The organism is Vibrio pomeroyi, assembly GCA_041879425.1.
Taxonomy (GTDB): domain Bacteria; phylum Pseudomonadota; class Gammaproteobacteria; order Enterobacterales; family Vibrionaceae; genus Vibrio; species Vibrio pomeroyi_A.
In genome coordinates this window covers 1,084,324-1,107,046 of sequence record CP090855.1, presented here as the reverse complement: position 1 = coordinate 1,107,046, position 22,723 = coordinate 1,084,324, and the positions used below count along the sequence as shown (strand labels likewise).

The window sequence follows — 22,723 nt, the reverse complement described above, 5'->3', positions numbered from 1 at the left end:
AGCTCAATCCTATTTAGGATCGAACTCGCGGATTTTTAGTTTTCGCTGTGTTTGTGCGGATTAACGTTAGTCAGTCAACTAACTTTACAGCCAATCTGGCACGAAGTTAGCGACGATAGTGACATCGTTAAAGTTACGGTAGCCGCGCACCATGATGTTGAATTCACCCGCTGGTTTGTTCAATACACACTGTTCGTTGCTGCTGTTCTGGTATGGACGGCAATCGTAGCTCGCTTTTGATACGGTGCCATTGTGTTTCACGTAAAGGTCTGCATCGCCACTTCGAGGACCTGTCAATGTTACTGTTAACTGACCTGCACTTTCCGTGGTAAAGGTGAAGTATTGTTCTTCACCGTATCCTGCAGTAAGTCCTTCAACAGGCACGTCATTTTGCAGCTCTTTAGGGCCTGCAACTGGCGAATCAAGGCTGGTTTCGACAAGGTAAGCAATGGCTAGTTTGGCGAATTTAGTCGCGTGTGTTGCGGTTGGATCTGAATTTTCCAAAGTATCGTGCTGAGTATGAATGTGTGGGTTGTAGTCGTTGAACATGCTCTCGAATGGCATGGCGGCTGGGTAGCCAACATTGTGCCAAGAGGCGTGGTCAGAACACGCATAACCACAATCATCGAAACCGTAACTGATGTCGCTAGCGTAAGTGTCGATCAGCTCGCTCAAGTAGGCGGTTAAGTTACTGTCGGTATAGTCTGTGATGAAGGTGATATCGTGTGCTGAACCGTTGTAGTTGGTCATGTCTAATTGCAGTACAGACACAACGTTTGCTTGCTCGTCTCGTAACGCGTTGGCGACATCTTGTGAACCGCGCAGCCCCACCTCTTCTGCAGCATAGCCATAGAACTTGATGGTTTTGTCTGGCTGAATACCGCTCGCTATCATCAGGCGAAGCGACTCTGTTACCGTCGCAATGCCCGAAGCATCATCATCGGCTCCCGGTGAGATGGTGCCTTCGCTTGTCCAAGATCCAACGGTCGAATCAAGGTGTCCACCAACAACGACGATCTCTTCAGGATATTTAGCGCCGAGTAGCGTCACTTCAACAGATTTTTGCGGATATTCGGCATGTGTGATTTGGCGTGCAGACGCATACGGCACATCTTTAATTTCTGTTTCCCAACGTTCCAAAAGCCAATCTGAAGCAGCGACACCAGTAGAAGTGGTATAAAAACGGTTGGTGAAGTTGGTTAGATTTTCGATGGTCGTGACCATGTTGTTTGGCTCAACCTGAGCGAGTAGGTCATTCACCGTGTCTTGATGGCTGATCTCCGGTTTTTCGAAGGTACTCATGGTCAGTGGCATCGCTGCGGCTTTGAGTGCGCTAGCTTTGTCTTCGTGCACCATGTAGCCACCACAACGGTGGGTTTCTTCGTGCATGTGGCTGGATAGTTTCGCGAGCTCTTTCGGGTTGATTTTCGCGACGATGGAATGTTTGTTTCCAGTCACGCTTGGATAAACCGTTGCACCATGCTGAGTCATTATATGCTGTGCGTCAGCATCGGTGGTGATCCAAACCTCTTCGTTCGCTGGTGGTGTGATGCCTAGGGATGCGTAAGCCGAAGTACTGTTGATTAAGGCTAGAGAACCTCCGAGTACAGCTAAAGCTAGCATGCTTTTTTGAATAGCCATTTGTCGTCCTTTTTATGGTGAGTATTGTTATCTTGATGGGTATGATTTTTGTGAAATGTGTAGATGTTTCATGCGATAAACAGACAATAGAGAAAAGGGCCCCTTACGGAGCCCTGAATTTGCTATTGATTACTGTGCTTTAATGAAACGGTAGTGCTTGGTTTCTGAACAGATATCGCTTGAGGTACACACTTGGTACTCCACATCTACTGTGCCGTTGTGACGGAACTTGTCGACGTATGAGTTGAAGTCTGTCGCACCAACATTCTTGCCGTTACGCTTAATCACGAAGTAGTCATTGGTGTCGTAATCCCATGCCAGCTTAACGCGAGCCTTGCCGTTCGGGTTTTTGTTACCAAACTTCAGTTTTAGTGGGAAGCCTTCCGCTGAATCACCTTCAATCGTGATCGACTTGCTTGTTGATGTCGCAACACCTGCATCGTCAGTCACGGTTAGGGTAACTACATAGTCGCCAGCTTCAGCATAGGTATAACGAGTCACTTCACCTGTTTGCGTGTTGCCATCGCCTAGGTTCCATTGGTAAGAGACGATCTGACCATCGCTGTCCGAACTTGTGCTGCGCAGCTCGACTTCTTTGCCTACAACCGTATGTTCGAAAGAAGAAACTGGCGGTACGTTAGCGTTGCCTGATTCGTATGATGCTTTTAGGTTTGCACCTGCGTAATCTGAGTAGCCTAGAATGTTCACTGTGTAGCGACCTGAGGTTGGGTTCTCAATCACACACACTTCGTCTGTCACGCTTTCACTCTTACAGATGTTCTCTTGAGGGCTTGGTGCGTAATCTAGGCCGACATACATATCTGGGTCACCCGTAGAAACAGCAAGATCAATCGTCAGCTTGTCTTGGCCTTCTGGTACTTCGATATCGAAGTAAGTTTTCGAACCTGTTTCACCAGCAACAGCGGCTTCAACACCATTCTCAAGGCGCTGATATTCCGGTTCTGGCGGAAGTGGTGGTTCGCCACAAGGGGATACACCTACTAAGTTGAACGCAGAAACAACATCATCGGCACTGTAGCCAAGATCGGTTGCTGAGTTCTTCACGCCACAAGCACCTTGCCAGAAATCACTGTTTTCAGACCAGTAGATTTGGTTGGCTAACACGAACAGTTCGAACGCTTTCTTGGTGTCCCAACCTTGAGTGGTTGCTAGGTGGTAGAACGCTTTGTTGAATACGCCTGAGCTGTAGTGCACGTTCAAGCCATCGTAGTATTCAGATGCGTTGTTGATTGAAGAGCCATCCCGTGATGGATCGTCCATGTAACGCAGCGCGCCTTCGCCTTTGAAGATATTGCGGCCGACCATCCAGTCGTTGGTGCCCTTCATGTAGTATTCAGCCGCTTCACCAGCCATGTCAGAGAAAGCCTCGTTCATGCCGCCCGATTGGTTTGCGTAGATCAAACCTGAGTTTTGCTCTGTGAAACCGTGGCTCACTTCGTGCGCTGATACATCTAGGCTTACAAGTGGGTAGAAGAAGCTTTCACCATCGCCAAAGGTCATTGCCTTGCCGTCCCAAAATGCATTCTCGTAGTTGTTACCGTAGTGAACACGCATCATGAGTTTGAAAGAGAGTGGCGCTGTGTCGAACCAGTTTTTATACATGTCGAACACAATGTTACCGAAGTAGTGCGCATCGTTCAGTGGGGAGAATGCGCCGTTCACGGCTTTGTGTTCGTTACGAGGACATTCATAGCTATAAGTGGTATCGCCATCTGTCGCGCCATTTAGGTCAACGGTAACGACATTTTCCGACTCCATAACACACTCTGTGCCATTTTCTTGAACATCAAGGTAGTGATAGTCGGTACCGTATTCGTACATGCCTGTTTTTTCGTTACCACCAGGGCCTGTACCGATCTGAGCGTGGGCAATACCTTCCCAGCGGTCGATAACTTCGCCTGTGTGTGCGTCTAGCATGGTGAACGGTCGAGTCGGTTGCTCACTGCCTTCTACTAGGTAAGAGACAACGTATACTAGTCGTGTTTTATCTACGCTTTGTTGCCCGATGCCTTGCTTCACTGAACCTTGATAGATAAATAGCTGATGTTGGACATTGTCTAGAGATTTGCTGGTTAAGCCTTGAGTCTTAAGATCTTTACTCGCCAGTTTAATTGCTTGAGCACTATTGATGGAGGGTTTAACAAAAGAACGCTCTAGGGTTGTTGTCTCAAGGTAGCGGCCTTGAACGGATTTAAGTGCACCACCTTGAACACTTTGGGTTGCATTTAGGTAGTGCCCCCATACTGGCGTTCCCCAGATGTTTTGCTGGATCTTCACTTTGTAGATGCCACGCTTTTTCAGGTTTACTTCTTTAACCATCTTGAAGCTAGAAGCATTGCTAACCCCTAACTGGGTGTTCAACCCAGAAAAGTTAGTAAAGTTGATCGGTTGATCAATCTGAACTGATTCATTTGCATGCACTGACAAAGACATAGCACTGGCTATAGCAACGGCAACTAAACGCTTTCTTATTTTCATTGTTATTTTCTCTTTCCATGTAAAATCAAAGAAAACGTAACAAAATTCTCACGGCGAATTTACATCATTCGATCTGATTAATTAGTAGCATGGCAATGATCTCTTTTATTCATGAAACTTATATTTATCGTATTTACAGATAGTTATCGTTTCTGTTTATTTTTGAACGCACTCATAGGTTTTATTTATAAAATCATGACACTTTTATTAAGTGTTAATTGTTCTTGGAAATTAAGATTTTTGTGCAAATTGATCTGTGCCTCAATTAACGAGTTTCGGGTTGATAGAAGGAACAACGATTTGGGAGTGTCAGTTTGAGCGAGAGGCTATTAAGCGAATTTAAGGGATATTTTGATGATAAATCGAAGATTTTCTGGCTTATTTTTCGAATTGTTAGTTATAACAAGGCAGGGTAATTCAGAAGTTCTTTGGCACAGAGCACAAAACCGGTTGGATGAAAAAAGCCAGCGACGAGGTCACTGGCTTAGATGAACTTAGTTTGTACAGGCGACGATTTAAGGCGCGTAACTTAAGTATGCAACGATAGCGAATTACTGCTTCTTACCGCCAACTTGAACGTAGTCGATACCGATAATACGGTTGATGATACCCAGAACAGAGCTTGTGTCAGAGTTTGTAGAGCGAATAGTTTCAACCGTAGCGCCTTCAGGTACCAATTCCATTGCACGATCTTGTGTGTTACCAGGAACTTGGAAACCTACGATGTTGAAGCTCTCAGCGTGCGCTGTGTAAACTTCTTCGTTGTGGCTGATACCTGAACAACCTGCTAGAGAAACAATGCCTAAAACAACTAATAACTTTTTCATAAAAATACCCTAAGAATGATTGGAACCTAGATGGCAAGGCACAAAGGCAGTGGCATGATTATCTAGATTTAATAAGTTCATGGGAGACAGCATCTCCCGACCGATGTTGAACATTATTCCAGAGGTGTTTTGTCGTTACTGTATGGGTTTGTCAGCTGAATCATTACATAGCTGAATGGTTATGGTGAATACTGCACCCTTTAAGGCATGGCTCTGACCCACTTCCACGGTTGCGTTGTGTTGAGCACAGATCTTCTCGACGATAGACAACCCTAAACCATGGCCACTCTTGGCTTTGTTACGCGCTTTATCGCCAACGTAAAACGGTTCAAACAAGCGAGCCTGATGCTCTTGAGTCACACCATCACCATCATCATGTACAGCTATCTGCAGTTGCTCTTGATGCGCGCTGGCTTCAATTAACACTTGAGAGCGTGCGAATTTCATGGCGTTGCGTACGAGGTTATCTAGAGCGCGGTTCAGCAGTATTTCATCCGCAAGAATCTCGGATGGTTGTTCTGGCAGTGATAGGTTGATGTCGAGCTCAGTATCTTTGTTCCAGCGTGTCATCGCGTGATCGAGAAAGTCATTTATCTCGACAGGTTGCTGCAAATTTTCAAGGTCGCAGCTATCTAATTTGGCGTAACACAATAGTTCGTCGACCATCTTCTCCATCTCTTCCGTATCTTCCACAATGCTTTCTACAGTCTCTTGCTGAGATTCGTTGAGCGGTGTGTCTTTAAGCATTTCAGCTTGCCATTGGATACGGAATATTGGCGTGCGCAGCTCATGGGCGACCGCATTGGTGAGCGAGCGATTACTGTCAATCAGTCGGTGAATGCGGTCAGCCATGAGGTTGAAAGACTTATTGAGTGAGCCAATTGCAATGCCGCTTGAGGTTTCGGCTCGCGAGGAGAGATCCCCTTCAGCAAAGGCTAGCGTCGCCGACTCAAGCTTCTTAACTCGGCGGAATATGATAAATAGGTGGCATACGCCGTATAAGATAAAGCTTGCTAGGAAAAACAACCAGATGAGGTCATCTTCCAATTCTATTTTTTGCCTAACGAACGCTTCACTGTTGGGTAGGTAATGATAGGTATTGTCACTGCTTGCTAAGCGAAACCAAAGGTCACGCTCACCATCGTGAAAGATGAAGGTATTTGGGTTGGTCGAGAAGAACTCTGAGACAGGGCTTGGTATTTCATCTTTTGGGTTGTACGTAATCAGTTTATTTCGAGTGGTTTCGACAAACTGATTCATGGCTTGTTGAGCCGCTTCAAGCCCCTGATTTTTTGCGATGTTTTCTATGAGTTGCTGGTGGGCTGTTGCTTCATAATCTTGCAGAACATATTCGTAGTCAGTATTGAGCTGATAGACACAGATTTCGTAAGCGACAATGCCGCCCATGAAGCAAACTAACAGCCCTAATAGGGACTCCAAAAAGATACGTCGCATAATCGCTCTCTTTCATTACGCTCGTACTGAGCGAAGTTAATGCCAGGCGGTTGAAACAAACAAGTAACCTTTACCGCGAATGGTCTGAATTTTCTCTGCTGGTGTGTGGTCGTCGCCCAAAATCTTCCTCAGACGTACAACCTTGTTGTCAATCGTCCGGTCTATTCCGTCGTACTCAATCCCGCGCAATGTTTGCGTCAAGTAGTCACGAGATAACGGCGTATCTGGGTTGCTTGCCAATAACCAAAGTAGGTCAAACTCACTGTCAGTGAGTGATAAAACCGCACCTGAAAGTTCACACTTCTTATAAGTGTTTTTCAGAACGAGTTGATCGAACTGAAGGGTGTCTGAGTCATCGACTGAAGCGGTATTGTTGTCTTGGCGGCGTAATAGCGAACGAACTCTGGCCAGCAGAACTCTTGGTTTGATTGGCTTAGTGACATAGTCATCAGCCCCTGTCTCTAAACCAGCGACGTGATCAAAGTCGTCATCGCTAGCAGTGAGCATCAAGATTTTACCTTTATAGTGCGCACGCGTCTGTCGGCAGATTGTAAGTCCATCAGTTACAGGAAGCATCAAATCCAGCAGTACGATGTCAGGTTGCTCCGCGAGGATGGTGTGTGCGGCATCACTGCCATCGTCCAACACCGTGACATCAAAATCTTGCGCGACGAAGTAGTCCTGCAACATTTTCTGAAGTTTCAAATCGTCTTCCACGATGATCATTTTAGGTTTTGTCATTCCATTATCAGCCTTGTCGTGCGTTTCACTTATTGAGATTAGGTGAGCGAGTCTTCGTCGTGATGAACCATTACGATTATGCGCTGTTGCATATAAGTTCACATGCTTCGCCAAATACCTAAAGCGAATGATTAAACACTTTATAAGTTAGTTCAATGATGAATTGGCATTTATAGGAAAATAAAAAACATTGTTCAAATAGGTTCGACATTCTCATACATTCCCACGACAGATAAATTCAGCGCTAAATAATAGAATTTTCCCATCAAACATTTTGGGAATGACGCATGAATAACTATAGAAAAACGTTACTGGCACTGCCTTTGATTATTTTAGCTGGCTGTAACTCAAGTTCGAACTCAGGTTCAAGTTCTGGTAACGCAGCGACTAAAGCACAAGTGAAACCTAAGGCGGATTACGTATTTTCGTCAGTGAAATTAGGCAAGTTGTATCAAGAACGAGAAGAGCTTCAAGAGTCTATGAAACTGACCTATGACGGTGTGCAGTATGACCAAATTCAATTTGCTGAAGACATCAGTGAGAAGCAAAAAGTAGTTAGGCTTGCGAGCCGTTTAGGTCAAAGTGTTGACCTGTACTTTCCTGATGCAGGGTTTGATAGCTGTGGTATCTACACAGAGAGCAAGGGTTTGGATGTGTTTGATTGCAGCGCGGCGCTACGCTCTGTTTCTAATGAGACGACGTTAATTCAAACAACAACGAATAATGCAAAAAAGGTCGAGCTTGAGTACCAAAATGAGTTGTCGCAATACGTGACGAGCTTGGGTTCGACGATTCTGAGTAAGACCAAAAAGGGTAATAAGGTCACCATCACCACTTCATTTGCTTTCAATGCCTTTTACCGAGATGTGCTCAAAGAGACTGGCGCTGTTGAGCGAATTCAATCGACTTTGGGTGCATCCACCTATTCTCAGCTTTTTGATATCGTAAAGTTGTACCCGGGAAGTGAGATGACGTTGAAATTCACCAATCATATCGGTGGCAGCGCTGATGACGAGATCAATATGTACACCGGGCGCATGATCCACCACAACAAGATGACGACAATCGTCACTGCTACGGGGTCGGTGTTCTCGGGTGGCACGGATCTGTTCGCTGCCGGTAACCCACGAGTTTTGCAACGCGCTGACACCACCAAAGCTATTGAGCTGAATAAACAGGTGGGTGTGCATAGTTGGGCAGAGGGCGATAAAACGGCTAAAGAATTCCCATACACCAATGAGAGTCATCGCCAACAAGCGACCTATTTTAATAAGGTGATGGGAGACAAAGGGATCGATTTCTACATCTTCACTTTAGATTGTGCCCCCGCTTCTGGTGAGCACTGGATGACGAAAGCCGACTCGGATAAGTATGGTTTTATTACCCGTATTGAGTAAGCCAAGTTAACTTAGTCGCGTTATATTCAAAGCTCCGCAAAGGTTGATAAAAGGCTGGTAATGGTTTGGCCATTATCAGCCTTTTTTGTTTCTGTTTGTCTGCACTCCATGCTGTGCTGCTGTCGAGATATTAGGCTACTGATTTTAGGAAACGAGTGCCGTGAATAGACTCAATAACTCGAGTCGCTGCTATAGTGAAGTGAGATTAGACTGCGATATTTTCACGGTGACTAAATTCTGCATTTTTTAGCGAGGTAACAAAGAATTCCCGCAGATATTGAATTTAGAAAGCGTAATCAAGGCACTTTTTGTCCGATAGAATTTAATATCCGCAAACCTTACAAGCCGTAACTTTTCATTTGGCTGTAGTAAGGAGCAATGTGAATGACTTATAAGGACGATCATTTATGCAGTTACTGGCTGGCACTCTGACACACTACGCGAACCCTCAAGCAAGCCCTAAATTGGAGTACTCAAATGAGCAACTTGAAATTTTGAGTGTTGCGAGTTCTGAGCAGGCAATTAAGGATATTTCACAATGGCCTGGCTATGCCGTTACTCCTTTACATGAGCTGAATGCGATTTCTGCTGAGATCGGTGTAAACAAATTCTGGTACAAAGATGAATCTCAACGTTTTGGTCTAAAAAGCTTTAAAGCTCTGGGCGGTGCGTATGCTGTTGCCCGTCAGCTTCAGATTGAGATCGCCAATCGCTATGGAAAGAATCCGACCATCAGTGAGTTGTTAAACGGGGAATGGAAATCAGAAGTTGCTGAGATCGTTGTCAGTTGTGCGACAGACGGAAATCATGGGCGTTCGGTAGCGTGGGGCGCACAAATGTTTGGTTGTGGCTGTGTTATCTACATTCATCGCGATGTGTCGGAAGGCCGTAAGCAAGCGATGGAAGCATTTGGTGCAGAAGTGGTTCGTATTACAGGTAACTACGATGAATCGGTTCGTTTGGCTGATTCAGAAGCGCGAGCGAAAAACCGCGTGATTGTATCGGATACTTCTTACGAAGGTTACATGGAAATCCCGAAAGACGTTGCTCTGGGCTACACCGTGATGCTGGCTGAAATTGTCGAGCAACTTGATGGTGAAATCCCAACTCATGTTTTCGTGCAGGGTGGAGTCGGTGGTTTGGCATCTGCCGTCTGCGGTTACTTCTGGGATTTGTGGGGTGTTGATCGTCCACGCTTTGTAATTGTCGAACCTGAACAGGCTAACTGTTTGCAGAAGAGCGCTCAAGCGGGTAAACCAATTGTGGTTACGGGCGATCTAGAGACGCTGATGGCGGGACTTGCCTGTGGTGAGGTTTCGAGCTTGGCATGGACGATTCTCCAAAATGGCGCTGATGATTTTATGACGCTGAGTGAAGAGGCGATCCCGCAAGCGATGCGCATGTTGGCGAGTGGCGAGAAAACGGAAGTGGCAATAGAAGGTGGCGAATCTGCAGTTCCAGGGTTTGCCGCAGCGATCATCGCTAAACAAGAACCGAATTTCGCTGAAAAACTGAATTTAACTCAAGACAGCCGAGTGCTAGTAATTGGTACTGAAGGGGCAACTGACCCGGACCTCTACCAACAAATCATCGACAACAAAATCTAATAACGAAAATCTCATAGTTAGTAGTTAATAGTTAATAGTTAGCAGTCAAGAGCTAATCGCGAACAACGAATAATAAAGTAAGCCCCAAAGTTGGCGGTATGTAAGGTTTCTTCATACCGTCTTTTTTTCTCTCTTTTTGACTTCATCTCATGACACGCCTTGCTTTCTAATCACGCTGTTCATCAATCGGAATGGTCAGCCCGACCTTGACGTTATCCATCACCACATTGGTTTGAAAGCTTTTGATATTGGCATTATCGAAGAAGGCTTCACGAGTGAAATTGTCGTACCCCTCCATATCTGCAGCCGTGACGATTAAGATAAAATCAGAGCTACCTGTGACGTAATAACATTGCTGAACAGAACGGTTTGAACTCATCTCTTTTTTGAAGTTATGCATCAAATCCACACGCTCACGTTCAAGTGTTACCTGAACGATAAACGTCATTCCGTGACCGACTGCTTTGGGATTAATCACCGATACATCAGCCTGAATCACACCTTGTGCTCTCATGCGTTTTAAACGGCGCTGAACGGCAGCGGGAGAGAGCCCGACTTTTTCTGCAATCTTGTCTGATGTTGCTCTATTTGAGTCTTGTACGATGTTGAGGATCTTCTTGTCGAAACTGTCGACCACCAATGCAGGCTGTTGTGTCATACCCATACTTCCCAGTATCAATTTGTAAATTAATTGTTTCTTTTGAACCAGTGTGTGATCGAGTTAAAGGTATTTGGCTCCAACAATTAATCACAGAGGATTGAGAACAAAAAATCACTATAACGCAATAAAAATGCGGAATTCCCGCACAATAAGGTATTCGTTTAATGATAATCCTTAAAGTTATCGGTGCATTATTAACCTTGTGAACGAAATGTAAAGTTCAAATTTACAGAGTTTGAAGTTTATATGATACATGTTGTTAACATTTGTTGAGTATTGATATTGACAGCTCAAGGAGTCGGAAAGTATGAAATCTGCAACCGCTACTTTACAGTTTGAATTAGAGAAATTGGCACCAGCAGGACGCGTCGGTGTGATTGCGTTAGCGACAGATTTCAATATTGAGCGTGATTTAAACACCTTGTTTCCAGACGATGTGCAGTCGTTCACCAGCCGAGTTCGAAACTATAATCCATTGACGATAGAGAACCTGCGGAAGATGGAGCCAGGAATCGCTGCTTGCGCTGATACCATCCTTCCGGGCACCGAATTGGATGTTGTGATTTACGCTTGTACCTCTGGCACCGTAGCGATTGGCAGCGAACGAATTACCCAGCTTATTCATCAATCTTGCCCAAATGCAGCAGTAACGAATCCGGTGACTGCGGCCTTAGCGGCGTTTGAAAGCTTCCAAGCTAAGCGTATCTCAGTATTAACGCCTTATACCGAAGCTGTGAATCAAGACGTCGCAGCATTTTTTGAATCGCAAGGCATTGAAGTGTTGAGCATTGCTGGTTTTGGCTTTGAAGATGACACCGCGATGACGTTCATTGACCCAATGGACATTAAACATGCCGCACTACAAGTGTGCGATCCTGAAGCGGATCTTCTGTTTATCTCTTGCACGGCACTGCGTGCAGCATCGGTGCTTGAATCCATTGAAGCGGAGCTAGATAAACCCGTTGTCAGCAGCAATCAAGTGTTGGCTTGGCACTCGCTTCAATTGATGAACTACCCCTCGCCCATAAAAGGTTTCGGTGCGCTGTTAGAGCACCATCTTGAACCACCCTCAGATAATTGCCGAAGGTCGCAGTCGTTGTAACGACCTTTGATTAAAGCTGCTCGCTCTGCGTTTTGCATTCAGCAGTCAAGCTAACTAAAAATTTTACGTTAATACAAAGAATTACACTTTGGGACTACTACTATGCCGTCTACTTTCTCGATCAAACCAGACCAACTGTCTTCGCAGCTTATTCAAAGCATGACTGAGTGGCGTCAACATTTACACCGTTTTCCTGAGTGTGGTTTTGATGTGAATCTGACCTCCGATTTTATCGCTGACAAGTTACACAGCTTTGGTATCGAGGTGGTGCGTAACATTGGTAAAACAGGATTAGTTGGGATACTTCGTTCAGGATCGAGTGAAGCGAGCATTGGTCTGAGAGCTGATATGGATGCGCTACACATTCATGAACAAAACAACTTCGCACACTGCTCACAACACGATGGAAAAATGCACGCTTGTGGGCACGATGGACACTCCGCAATGCTGCTCGGCGCTGCAAGCTATTTGGCCGAGAACCTAACCTTCGATGGTACTGTGTATTTCATTTTTCAACCCGATGAAGAACACGGTTGTGGCGCGCAAGCGATGATTGATGATGGCTTATTTGAGCGATTCTCGATTGATGAAGTGTATGGAGTTCATAACTTCCCCGGTTTAGCGGAGGGTGAGTTGATGGTTCGCCCCGGATCATTAATGGCCAGTGAAAGTAGCTTTGAGATCACCATCAATGGTGTGGGTGGACATGCTGCTCTGCCGCATCAAGGGGTCGATCCTCTCGTTGTTGGCTCGCAAGTTATTCTTGGTCTGCAAACCATCGTGTCTCGCAATCTCAGTGCGATTCACGACACCGCTGTAGTCTCTGCCACCGAATTTATTACCGATGGCACGGTTAACGTCATTCCTACTCAAGTGGTTATCAAGGGTGACTGCCGCTGCTTTACTGAATCTTCTCTCGATCGAATCAAGCAGAGCATGGAGCGAATTGTGGCGGGCATTTGTCAGGCAGCAGGCGCGACTTACGAATTTGAGTTTATTAATACCTTCTACCCAACCATCAACAGCGAGCAACAAACCCAGTATTCGGTTACCGCCGCGCAGAAAGTGCTTGGCGTAGAGAACGTTAATGACGCCTGTGACCCGCTGACTATTTCGGAAGATTTCTCAAGCATGCTTCGCGTTAAACCGGGCTGTTATGTGTTGTTGGGTAACGGCACGGAATCGGTCGGTGGCTGCGCATTGCATAACCCTGAATACGACTTTAACGACGGCATCTTAAAGCTCGGTGCGAGCTACTGGATTCAGTTGGTGATCGATCGTTTAGCACGATCAATTTAGAAACGACTCAATGAGAAGCAATTCAATTTGAAACAACTCAATGAGAAGTAACAAGTAGAGACACAGATTCAGCAGTGACGCATTTGGCACTGCAAGATGGCTGACTTTAAACGGAGTTTATTGTCGACACAGCCAAAACTGAAGCGCGTGAAGTGACCAAAGTCATCAACGTGTAATTAGGATAATAAAAGGAAAGACAGGATGAAACGATTAGGCGCAGCACTGCTAAGTTTGAGCATGGTTTTTGGCGTTCATGCCGAAACATGGAAGTTTGCTTCAGAAGAGGACAAAACAGACGTTCAAGATATCTATGCGCAAAAATTTGCGGAAGTGATTAAGAAGGAATCTGATGGCGACATCCGTGTTCGCATCTATTACTACGGTCAACTGGGTACAGAGAACGACATCGTAGAACTGGCTGCTAAAGGCACGATTCAGTTCGTGTCTGTAGGCGCGGGTCATTTAGGGTCTTATGTTCCTGAAGTACAAGCGGTGAGCTTGCCGTATGTACTGGGCACCAATGAAGAAATCACGCATAAGGTCTTAACGGAAAGCCCAACCATCTACAACAAGCTGGCACCTAAGTTTGAGAGCGTAAACCTCAAGCTGTTGTCGATGATGTCTGAAGGCGAAATGGTATGGGGCGGAAATAAACCAATCCGTACTCCTGAAGATTTTGCGAACCAGAAAATCCGTACTTTCACCTCAACCATCCCTGTTGAAACCTACAAAGCGTTTGGCGCAACACCTACTCCTCTTTCTTGGGGTGAAGTGTACGGTTCACTGCAACTTAAGACTATCGATAGCATGGTTAACCCTATCTACTTCATCTACAACGCGAAGTGGCATGAGGTTCAAGACTACTTGATGTTCCCAGGTCAGCAACCTTATGTGAGTACCGTTTCGACCAACAGTAAGTGGTACAACGATTTGTCTGAAGAGAAACAAGCCATGGTCGACAAAGCAATCAAAGCAGCAGACCAAGCCGCATACGACTATCAGATTCGCATCAACAAAGAGAACATGGACAAGATCTTGAAAGAGCGTCCAAACATGCAAGTGGTTGTGTTAACGGATGAAGAGCGCGAGCGTTTTAAAACGTTAAGCCAGAAACTGCACACGACATACTACGACGTAGTGGCGAATGCCTACCCAGCAGGTCAGCAAAGCGAAGCTCGTGAGGGTGCGAAAACCATTCTTGAAGAGATCCTAGATGAAGTGAAGGCTGCTTCAGCAACGCAATAGAAAGCGTTAGTAAGGATGATGGCTATCCGTTGATACGTGTCAGCGGATAGCTTATCCCAACCTTCTCCAAATAGTGGCAATGGACTCGTGTCACTGAACGAAGTATGGAGCACTGCCTGCTATGAAAGAACTGCTACATAAAATAAGTGTCGCGACAGAAAAGCTAGAGCGCTTTCTGATCATGACTGCCATTCTCGCGATGATGATCAACTCTACTGCGAATGCGATTGGTCGTTACGCCTTCAATAAAAGCCTATTTTTCTCGGAAGAGCTCAATCAGTTTCTGATTGTCTCTGTTACTTTCGTCGGCTTCGCTTATGCGGTGCGCCAAGGACGAAATATTCGTATGACCGCGGTCTACGATTCATTGAGCACTAAAGCTCAGAAAGTTCTCACAACCATCATTGCGTTATTAACCGCAATGCTGATGTTTTATCTCACCTACCACGCGTTCTTTTACGTTAAAGAGCTGAAAGACATCAATCGGTTAAGTCCAGCCTTACAGTTTCCTGTGTATTGGGTATACGCGATCATTCCAATTGGCTTTTTCATTGCCGGATTGCAATACAGCATGAGTTTCTTGATGAACTTATTGCACAAAGAGATCTACGTGTCATTTGACGTGATTGAAAATAGAAACACAAAAGTAGGTGAGTTCGAATGAGCGATGTTGCACAGTTTTTCTCGGACATTATTGCCGGCGAATTAGATATTTATGTCATCACATTTACTCTTGTCTCTGTGATGGTGATTCTGCTGTTTTTGAGCTTCCCAATGATTGTGCCGTTAGCGGTTGGGGCTTTGATTGGCTTGATTCATTTCTCTCAGGTTGAGCCGGGAGTACTGATTCAACAGATGGTTACGGGCATCTCGCCGAACGCTCTGATTGCGGTGCCGATGTTCATCTTGGCTGCGGATATCATGACGCGTGGACACACGGCTTATAACTTACTTGGCCTGATTCAAGCGTTTGTTGGACACCTGCGTGGTGGTTTGCCGATTACTACGTGTATCAGCTGTACCTTGTTTGGTTCTGTTTCCGGTTCGACCCAAGCGACCGTGGTGTCGGTTGGGCAAATCATGCGTCCGAAACTACTGCAAGCAGGCTACAAAGACAGCTTTGTGATGGCGCTGATCATCAATGCCAGTGACATCGCGTTTCTTATTCCACCGAGCATCGGCTTGATTCTTTACGGCACCTTAGCCAACGCCAGTGTAGGGGAGTTGTTTATTGCTGGTATTGGTCCGGGCTTAGTGCTCGCTAGCCTGTTCTCGTTATACAGCTATGCCTACAGTGTGAAACACAGCTACACCATCTCTTTGGTTGAAAAGGCCAACACTGCCGAGCGTATTGAAGCGCTCAAGAAAGCGATTCTTCCTCTCGGCTTCCCTGCTTTGATTATCGGTGGTATCTATTCTGGCGTGGTCACGCCGACGGAAGCGGCTTCATTTGCTGTGTTATATGCAATCATCGTTGAGTGCATTTTCTATCGCAAACTTGGCGTAAAAGACATCTGCGATGCGGCGCTAAATACCGGTTTGATTACTGCCGTTGTCTTTGTGCTGGTGGGTGTTGGACAGGCGTTTTCTTGGTACATCTCGTTTGAACAAATTCCTCAGGAGTTGCTCGCTCCTCTTAATCTAGAAGATGCCTCACCTGAATACATTCTGTTTGTTATCGCACTGACTTTCTTTGTCGGCTGTATGTTTGTGGATTCGTTAGTGGTTTTGCTGATCTTGACGCCAATTTTTATGCCGATAGTTGATGCCGCAGGTATTGATCCAATCTTGGTCGGTGTGATGGTAACGCTACAAATGGCCATTGGGTCGGCAACACCTCCATTCGGTTGTGACATCTTTACTGCGATAGCGATTTTTGAGCGACCTTACATGGAGGTCATCCGCGGGACGCTACCGTTTTTCCTTATTTTGATATTGATGTCTGCTTTGCTGATTTTTTTCCCAAGTATTGCACTGTTACCAAGAGATATTTTATTCAATTAATTCGTCGAGTTACCCTTATTCAATCAAGGATAGAGATATGAGTATATTGCCGTTAACACCTCCACAGAGAGGGTTTGAATCAGCAGAACTAGAGCAACGTACTGTCGAGTTGCAACAACGTCTACGCTCTCAAAACATCGATGCTGTGTTTTTTACTACCGAACCTGAGTTTCGCTATTTCAGTGGCTTTAAATCGCAGTTCTGGGAAAGCCCAACTCGACCTTGGTTTTTGGTGGTGCCTGCGGTTGGCAAGCCTATCGCTGTTGTGCCAGAGATTGGTATCGCTGGTTTCGACGATACATGGATTGAAGACGTGCGCAGTTGGCCGTCACCAAGACCAGAAGACGACGGTATCTCTTTGCTCGCAGCTACGTTGTCAGAAGTCTCCAAGGGCTCTCGCCGAATCGGTTCGATGATCGGCCCTGAAACACATCTGCGTATGCCTGCTACCAACTATGCGTTGTTACAACGGAAGCTGAGCCAACACAACGTGGTTGATGTGTCACTGATGATTAGAGACTTGCGCAGTGTTAAGTCTCAAGCCGAGATTGATAAAGTACGCTTCGCCTGCCAAGTGACGGCGGCAGGCTTTGAATATCTTCGTCATCATCTCATGATAGGGATGACAGAACGACAGGCGTGTAAAGCTATGCATTTGGAAATGCTACGCTTGGGTGCCGATGCTTGCCCCTATCTGATCTCGGCATCCGGGCAAGGTGGTTATGACAACATCATCATGGGGCCAACCGACCGTGTACTCGGAGACGGTGACGTGTTGATCATTGATACGGGAGCTAATTTTGATGGCTACTTCAGCGACTTTGACCGTAATTATGCCTTTAGTCACGCAGCACCTGACACCATCGCAGCTTATGATGCTGTTTATCAATCGACAGAAGCGGGGCTCGCGATTGCTGAACCGGGACGCACCACTGGTGACGTGTGGCAAGCTATGTGGTCGGTACTCGAAAAGAACGGTGCACTCGGCAACGATGTGGGGAGAATGGGGCACGGCTTAGGCATGCAGCTAACCGAGTGGCCATCACATGTGCCGAACGGAGATGTAGTCTTAAAACCGGGTATGGTATTAACACTTGAACCCGGTATGGCATTTGCGAAAAACCGCATGATGGTGCATGAAGAGAACATCGTGATTACCGAATCTGGCTGCGAAATGTTGCATCAAAGAGCATGGCAATCGATGCCGATTATAGGTAAATAAACCACAGTTAGTTACTTTGTTTATTCTCTTAATCACCCCAAATAAAGGTCGCTACTTAAATAGCGACCTTTACCTTTCAACTTCATTCTCAAAATGAGAATAACGAAGTTTTTATATATAAATTATTGTTAAATAAAAGATTAATTCCAGGCACTATCTTTGCTTTGTATCTCTTTACACGTTTAAGGCTAGTGAAGAGGGAACATAATGAGAAATTGGAATTCAATCATACTGCCTAGTTGCTTGATGCCGTGTGTTGCGTTGGCGTTGACCACTGCGGACTTAACATTTGAGTCTGGGGCGGATGCGTCAAACTATTCGGCAAAAGGTAAACCTAATAATACGTATTCGATAGCGGATTCACTCCCACAAGATGTTTTAACTAACGTTTATTCGATGCTGCCTGAAGGTAGTACGGTCAATAGTGCATTCATTGCTCCTGAGCGTTATTCAAGTATTGATATTGACGATGAACTAAATGGCGCGGAATACGCCACTGTATCTTTGACGTTCCTCAACGAAGGGGCGGGCTATCGAAATACACTCGGTTATTTCGTTTTTGATACCGACAACCCACCTGCAACTAAAGATGACATCAACGCACACGTTGTGGTGTTTCCTAATACATCCGTTGCTGATGTTGGGGAAATGCAAGAAGGGGATACCATCGATCTCAATGTCCAACTCACCGCGGGTCAAACATTGGCCTTCTTTATCATTTCGAATGGTTGGGGCTGGGAAGGATCTTATAACAACATTCCTTGGCTTGGTGGTTGGGGAACGCCTTTCTACAGCTATCCTGCTTTGAACCCAGAGGCGACCGCTGAAAATAGAAGACACAATGTTGCTTTCCTTGATACCGAGAATGAGTTCTTGGTGCTTGGTTTTGAAGATATCTACCGACCTAGCGGAGACAATGATTTCAACGACTTGATCTTCACGGTTGATGTTACTCCGTTTTCTGCGGTTGATGGGGTTAACGAAGATGGTACAACAGACTCGAAATATGAGGTGCTTGTTCAAGAGAACAATGAAGACGTGACAGTTACAACGGTTTACCCAAGCTCGAATAGCTACGCAACGATTGCTTTTGAGGATAACTGGCCACTAAAAGGTGACTACGACTTCAATGATGTGGTTTGGCGTTATCAAGTAACGGAGCAGCTTAACGGTCAACGAGAACTCAAAAACTTGACCGTAGATTATACGCTTCAAGCGATGGGTGCAGGCTACTCGAATGGTTATGCAGTGAAGTTGCCGAATGTTTTGCCTGCGAATGTAGCGTCTACCACACTGACTCGTAACGGCGTCGCTGTAGGTCACACGATTCTGCAGACGGGAGAGAGTGAAACGATATTGATGGTGTCAGAAAATCTAAGAGAAGATTTGGAAAACTTAGGTGAACTTACAGAAAGCTGTGTTTTCTACAGAACCCAAAGTGCATGTTCTGGGGTACAAAATGCTGAAGTGCTTAACTATCAATTGTATGTGGAATTTACCACGCCAGTTTCTCGAGACGACATCGGCTACCCACCTTATGACTCGTTCATTTTTGCTGCTGACGGTACGTACCATGGTGATTTTGTCGCAAGCCCGCCGGGTATGACGTGGCAAACTCACTTAAAAGAGTTTTCTGGTACCAGTGATATGAATAATGCTTTGTTTAACAGTCATGATGATAGCTCTTCGGGCTCTGAATCGTTCAAAACCAGCAATAACATGCCATGGGTTATTAATATTCGAGACGAATGGGATCACCCTGTAGAACTGGTTGATATCAGTGATGCGTATACGTCATTCCCTACATGGGTAACCAGCAGCGGTGAAACCTATGGTGAATGGTACAAAGCATCGACCACCAACAAAGTTATATCAGCGACGGACGAGTAGGAGAGCACCATGAATAAGATAAGCAAATTAATCACCATGACATCCTTCTCACTCGTAATCAGCGCTTGTGGCGGCGGTGGAGGAGGAGGCGGTGGTAATACGAGTCCATCACCTGCGCAGACTCCAGCTGCGACACCGTCTCCAACGCCAGCTCAATTGCCTGCGTCTGCAGTCCAACCTGCCGCGATCAGTACGTCTGAGATTGTGGCGCCTGTTGGTTTCTCATTTGATATCGGTGAGAAGATCAGTTTGTCGATGGACTACACGAGAACGACGGCAGGGGCTCTTCATTTGTACTCTGAGTCAGCATTTGTCATGAGTAACGGTGATGTTGTCGCTGACCCTTTGTCGAGAATCACCACGGTGTACCCCACTCAAATCGATGTTGTGGAATTAGAGGTGAATGGGAACTGGGAGCAAATTTACGCTCGTTGGGTGCCGATGAGCAGCAGTGAGCAAGAGCAAAGTTGGGTGATCTCACTGGATCAATCGAGTAATAGTTACCACTTGGCATTTTAGTTGAACTAACCACGCTTTGTTGCCTCGATATTAGTGATAAAAATGAGAGCACCTAATTTGATAAAGGTGCTCTCGTCGTATCTGATTTTCATTCCTGCTCTCGATCAATCTCGCCATCGATTCTCCCTTCTTAACCACAAATAACGATGCTTATTCTTTGCATATCACCCATTTCGATCCAGAAGATAAGTGGTTAAATTTCGTTCTTGTTGAGCGAAAACATTTGACCATTAACTATCACACCTCAAATCTTTAATTGATTTCATTAGTGCCCTAAATGATGTTTAACTGATTGTTTTTAATCGTCTTGTTGGGTTTTGAATGCTGTATTGTTACGAGTTTGTTTTAAATAATCGTTTGAACCCTAACTAAATTTCTGTCATTTTATATTTAACTGAACGTTCAATAAAAAATAAAAGGACTAAGAAATGCCGAAGGTTGGGATGCCTGACATACGTAAACCACAGCTTGTTCAAGCGACCATGACGGTGATTGATCGAGTCGGTTTGCATGCCGCGAGTATTGCGTTGATCAGCAAAGAAGCGGGAGTCTCTACCGGCATCATTAATCACTATTTTGGTGGCAAGCATGGCCTGCTCGAAGAGACCATGCGCGAAATCCTTCGCCAACTGTCCAATACCATTACCACCGCGCTCAAAGCACTCCCTGCTGACGCTCACCAGCAGAGGATTAATGCCATCATCGACGGTAACTTTGAAGGTTACCAAGCAGAAAATAAGGTGGCTAAGACGTGGTTGGCATTTTGGTCGTATTCGATGCATGACCAAAAGCTAAAAAGACTCCAGCGCGTGAATGAAAGACGTTTGCTCTCGCATTTACGCCTTGAATTGAAAGGTATTTTGAGTCATGAACCGGCAGATCTCGTTGCTCACGGAATCGCGTCTCTGATTGATGGTTTATGGCTGAGAGGCACGTTAAACCCAGATGGTATCGATGCTCAGAGGGCGCGCGCCATCATCAACGATTACCTTGATAAACAACTGACGTTCTACTCGTGCAGTATCAAATAGAACGCAGTATTAGAATTAGAACAGCACAAGAACGACCAATACTTACACCCAACATTTAAACTAGACCAGTAGAGTCTAATAACAATAATTAAGTCAGAATCTCAAATGGAAATGAACTCGTTATACATTGATGGCGTAGCGGTCAAAGCTACGTCTGGTGAAACCTTTGATAGCATCAACCCAGCAAACGGCGAACCTATCGCCACGCTAGGGCAAGCCTCTGCAGCGGATGTGGATAGTGCTATTGAATCAGCGAAGCGTGGCTTTGCGGTATGGTCAGCAATGACAGCGGTAGAGCGTAGTCGCATACTTTTGAAGGCCGTTGAAATCCTTAGGGCTCGAAACAATGACCTTGCGAACCTTGAGGTTGTTGATACGGGCAAGCCGTTGCAAGAAGCAATTGAAGTGGATGTGGCGTCTGGCGCTGATGTTATTGAATACTTTGCTGGTCTTGCTCCAACTCTACAAGGCGACCAACAACCGCTGAGCGAATCTCAATTTTTCTACACTCGCCGCGAGCCGCTAGGCATCTGTGCTGGCATTGGCGCGTGGAACTACCCTATCCAAATCGCGATGTGGAAATCGGCTCCAGCACTTGCTGCGGGCAACTCGATGATTTTCAAACCTTCAGAAGAAACGCCGCTAACCGCTCTCAAACTTGCGGAGATCTTTACCGAAGCCGGTCTTCCTGATGGCGTGTTCAACGTGGTTCAGGGTGACTACCGTGTGGGTCAAATGCTAACGGCGCACCCAGACATCGCTAAAGTCTCTTTCACGGGTGAAACAGGTACGGGTAAAGCCGTGATGGCGGACAGTGCGAAAACGTTGAAATCGGTCACTATGGAGCTAGGTGGCAAATCACCAATGATCGTGTTTGATGACGCGAAATTGGATGATGCAGTCTCCGCTTCGATGGTCGCGAACTTCTACACCCAAGGCGAAGTGTGTACCAATGGTACTCGTGTTTATGTGCACGAAAACATCTACGACGCATTCATCGACCAACTTAAAACGCGCACTGAGAAGCTGATCATTGGTAACCCAATGGACATGGAAACTCAGATCGGTGCATTGATTTCTAAAGAACACCTTTCAAAAGTCCTTGAAGCGATTGAGCTAGCTAAACAGTCGGGTGCAACTCTGCTGACGGGCGGCTATCAAGTGACAGACAACGGCCTCGAAAACGGCAACTTTGTTATCCCAACCGTGTTTGTGGATTGCGAAGACCACATGCCTCACGTTCAACAAGAGATCTTTGGCCCAGTGATGTCGGTAATGAAGTTTACGGACGAAGACGATGTGATTCGCCGTGCTAACGATACTAAATACGGACTTGCTGCTGGCGTATTCACGCAAAACCTCTCTCGTGCTCACCGCGTTATTCATCAAATGCAGGCAGGTATTTGCTGGGTGAACACGTGGGGTGATTCACCGGCAGAAATGCCTGTTGGTGGCTACAAACTTTCGGGTATTGGTCGTGAAAATGGACCAGAGACTCTACTTCACTATACGCAGACTAAGAGCATTCTTATCGAACTTGGCGACTACGCCAGCCCTTATGCCTAACGCGTAACACTCAATTT

18 protein-coding genes are annotated in these 22,723 nt (G+C 45.8%); 12 read left to right on the top strand and 6 right to left on the bottom strand.

The genetic code is table 11. The features are described 5' to 3' along the window. Positions 1 to 84: 84 nt before the first annotated feature. From L0992_20855 to L0992_20835, 5 genes are all read right to left on the bottom strand, one after another. The gene (locus L0992_20855; protein ID XGB68852.1) at positions 85 to 1,641 is read right to left on the bottom strand and encodes a M28 family metallopeptidase; all 1,557 of its coding nucleotides are present in this window, start codon (positions 1,639 to 1,641) and stop codon (positions 85 to 87) included. Between the two features lie 129 nt (positions 1,642 to 1,770). Next, positions 1,771 to 4,140, bottom strand: coding sequence for a M4 family metallopeptidase (locus L0992_20850; GenBank protein ID XGB68851.1), 2,370 nt, complete (start codon positions 4,138 to 4,140; stop codon positions 1,771 to 1,773). Between the two features lie 551 nt (positions 4,141 to 4,691). Beyond that, entirely contained in the window at positions 4,692 to 4,967 is a 276-nt protein-coding gene (locus tag L0992_20845) for a hypothetical protein (protein ID XGB68850.1), read from the bottom strand. A 135-nt stretch (positions 4,968 to 5,102) separates the two neighbouring features. Further along, a complete protein-coding gene (locus tag L0992_20840; GenBank protein ID XGB68849.1) occupies positions 5,103 to 6,422 on the bottom strand; it encodes an ATP-binding protein in 1,320 nt (439 codons plus the stop codon). A 36-nt stretch (positions 6,423 to 6,458) separates the two neighbouring features. Continuing rightward, a complete protein-coding gene (locus L0992_20835) occupies positions 6,459 to 7,163 on the bottom strand; it encodes a response regulator (GenBank protein XGB68848.1) in 705 nt (234 codons plus the stop codon). 287 nt (positions 7,164 to 7,450) lie between these two features. Here L0992_20835 and L0992_20830 point away from each other — a divergent pair, with 287 nt between their 5' ends. Next, positions 7,451 to 8,560 carry an alpha/beta hydrolase gene (locus L0992_20830; GenBank protein ID XGB68847.1) on the top strand — a complete coding sequence of 370 codons (1,110 nt, stop codon included), beginning with the start codon at positions 7,451 to 7,453 and terminating at the stop codon, positions 8,558 to 8,560. Between the two features lie 407 nt (positions 8,561 to 8,967). Beyond that, a complete protein-coding gene (locus tag L0992_20825) occupies positions 8,968 to 10,167 on the top strand; it encodes a diaminopropionate ammonia-lyase (GenBank protein ID XGB68846.1) in 1,200 nt (399 codons plus the stop codon). Between the two features lie 166 nt (positions 10,168 to 10,333). Here L0992_20825 and L0992_20820 read toward each other — a convergent pair whose 3' ends face one another. After that, a complete protein-coding gene (locus tag L0992_20820; GenBank protein ID XGB68845.1) occupies positions 10,334 to 10,825 on the bottom strand; it encodes an Lrp/AsnC family transcriptional regulator in 492 nt (163 codons plus the stop codon). 310 nt (positions 10,826 to 11,135) lie between these two features. Here L0992_20820 and L0992_20815 point away from each other — a divergent pair, with 310 nt between their 5' ends. The 10 genes from L0992_20815 to betB all read left to right on the top strand — a co-directional run bounded on the left by L0992_20815 (position 11,136) and on the right by betB (position 22,706). Further along, a complete protein-coding gene (locus tag L0992_20815; protein XGB68844.1) occupies positions 11,136 to 11,930 on the top strand; it encodes an Asp/Glu racemase in 795 nt (264 codons plus the stop codon). Positions 11,931 to 12,032: 102 nt separating this feature from the next. Then, positions 12,033 to 13,229: a M20 family metallopeptidase gene (locus L0992_20810; GenBank protein XGB68843.1), complete on the top strand. Its 1,197-nt coding sequence runs from the start codon at positions 12,033 to 12,035 to the stop codon at positions 13,227 to 13,229. Positions 13,230 to 13,430: 201 nt separating this feature from the next. After that, on the top strand, positions 13,431 to 14,474 hold the full coding sequence (gene dctP / locus L0992_20805) for a TRAP transporter substrate-binding protein DctP (GenBank protein ID XGB68842.1): 1,044 nt from the start codon (positions 13,431 to 13,433) through the stop codon (positions 14,472 to 14,474). Positions 14,475 to 14,595: 121 nt separating this feature from the next. Continuing rightward, positions 14,596 to 15,138: a TRAP transporter small permease gene (locus L0992_20800; protein XGB68841.1), complete on the top strand. Its 543-nt coding sequence runs from the start codon at positions 14,596 to 14,598 to the stop codon at positions 15,136 to 15,138. Continuing rightward, on the top strand, positions 15,135 to 16,478 hold the full coding sequence (locus L0992_20795; GenBank protein XGB68840.1) for a TRAP transporter large permease: 1,344 nt from the start codon (positions 15,135 to 15,137) through the stop codon (positions 16,476 to 16,478). The genes L0992_20800 and L0992_20795 overlap by 4 nt, the downstream gene beginning before the upstream one ends. A gap of 37 nt (positions 16,479 to 16,515) precedes the next feature. Beyond that, positions 16,516 to 17,700: a Xaa-Pro peptidase family protein gene (locus L0992_20790; GenBank protein ID XGB68839.1), complete on the top strand. Its 1,185-nt coding sequence runs from the start codon at positions 16,516 to 16,518 to the stop codon at positions 17,698 to 17,700. A 207-nt stretch (positions 17,701 to 17,907) separates the two neighbouring features. Next, positions 17,908 to 19,590, top strand: a complete 1,683-nt coding sequence (locus L0992_20785; GenBank protein ID XGB68838.1) for an LruC domain-containing protein — start codon at positions 17,908 to 17,910, stop codon at positions 19,588 to 19,590. Positions 19,591 to 19,599: 9 nt separating this feature from the next. Continuing rightward, on the top strand, positions 19,600 to 20,109 hold the full coding sequence (locus L0992_20780; GenBank protein XGB68837.1) for a hypothetical protein: 510 nt from the start codon (positions 19,600 to 19,602) through the stop codon (positions 20,107 to 20,109). A 428-nt stretch (positions 20,110 to 20,537) separates the two neighbouring features. Continuing rightward, positions 20,538 to 21,140: a transcriptional regulator BetI gene (gene betI, locus L0992_20775; protein ID XGB68836.1), complete on the top strand. Its 603-nt coding sequence runs from the start codon at positions 20,538 to 20,540 to the stop codon at positions 21,138 to 21,140. 105 nt (positions 21,141 to 21,245) lie between these two features. After that, entirely contained in the window at positions 21,246 to 22,706 is a 1,461-nt protein-coding gene (betB, locus tag L0992_20770) for a betaine-aldehyde dehydrogenase (GenBank protein XGB68835.1), read from the top strand. Positions 22,707 to 22,723: the final 17 nt, after the last annotated feature.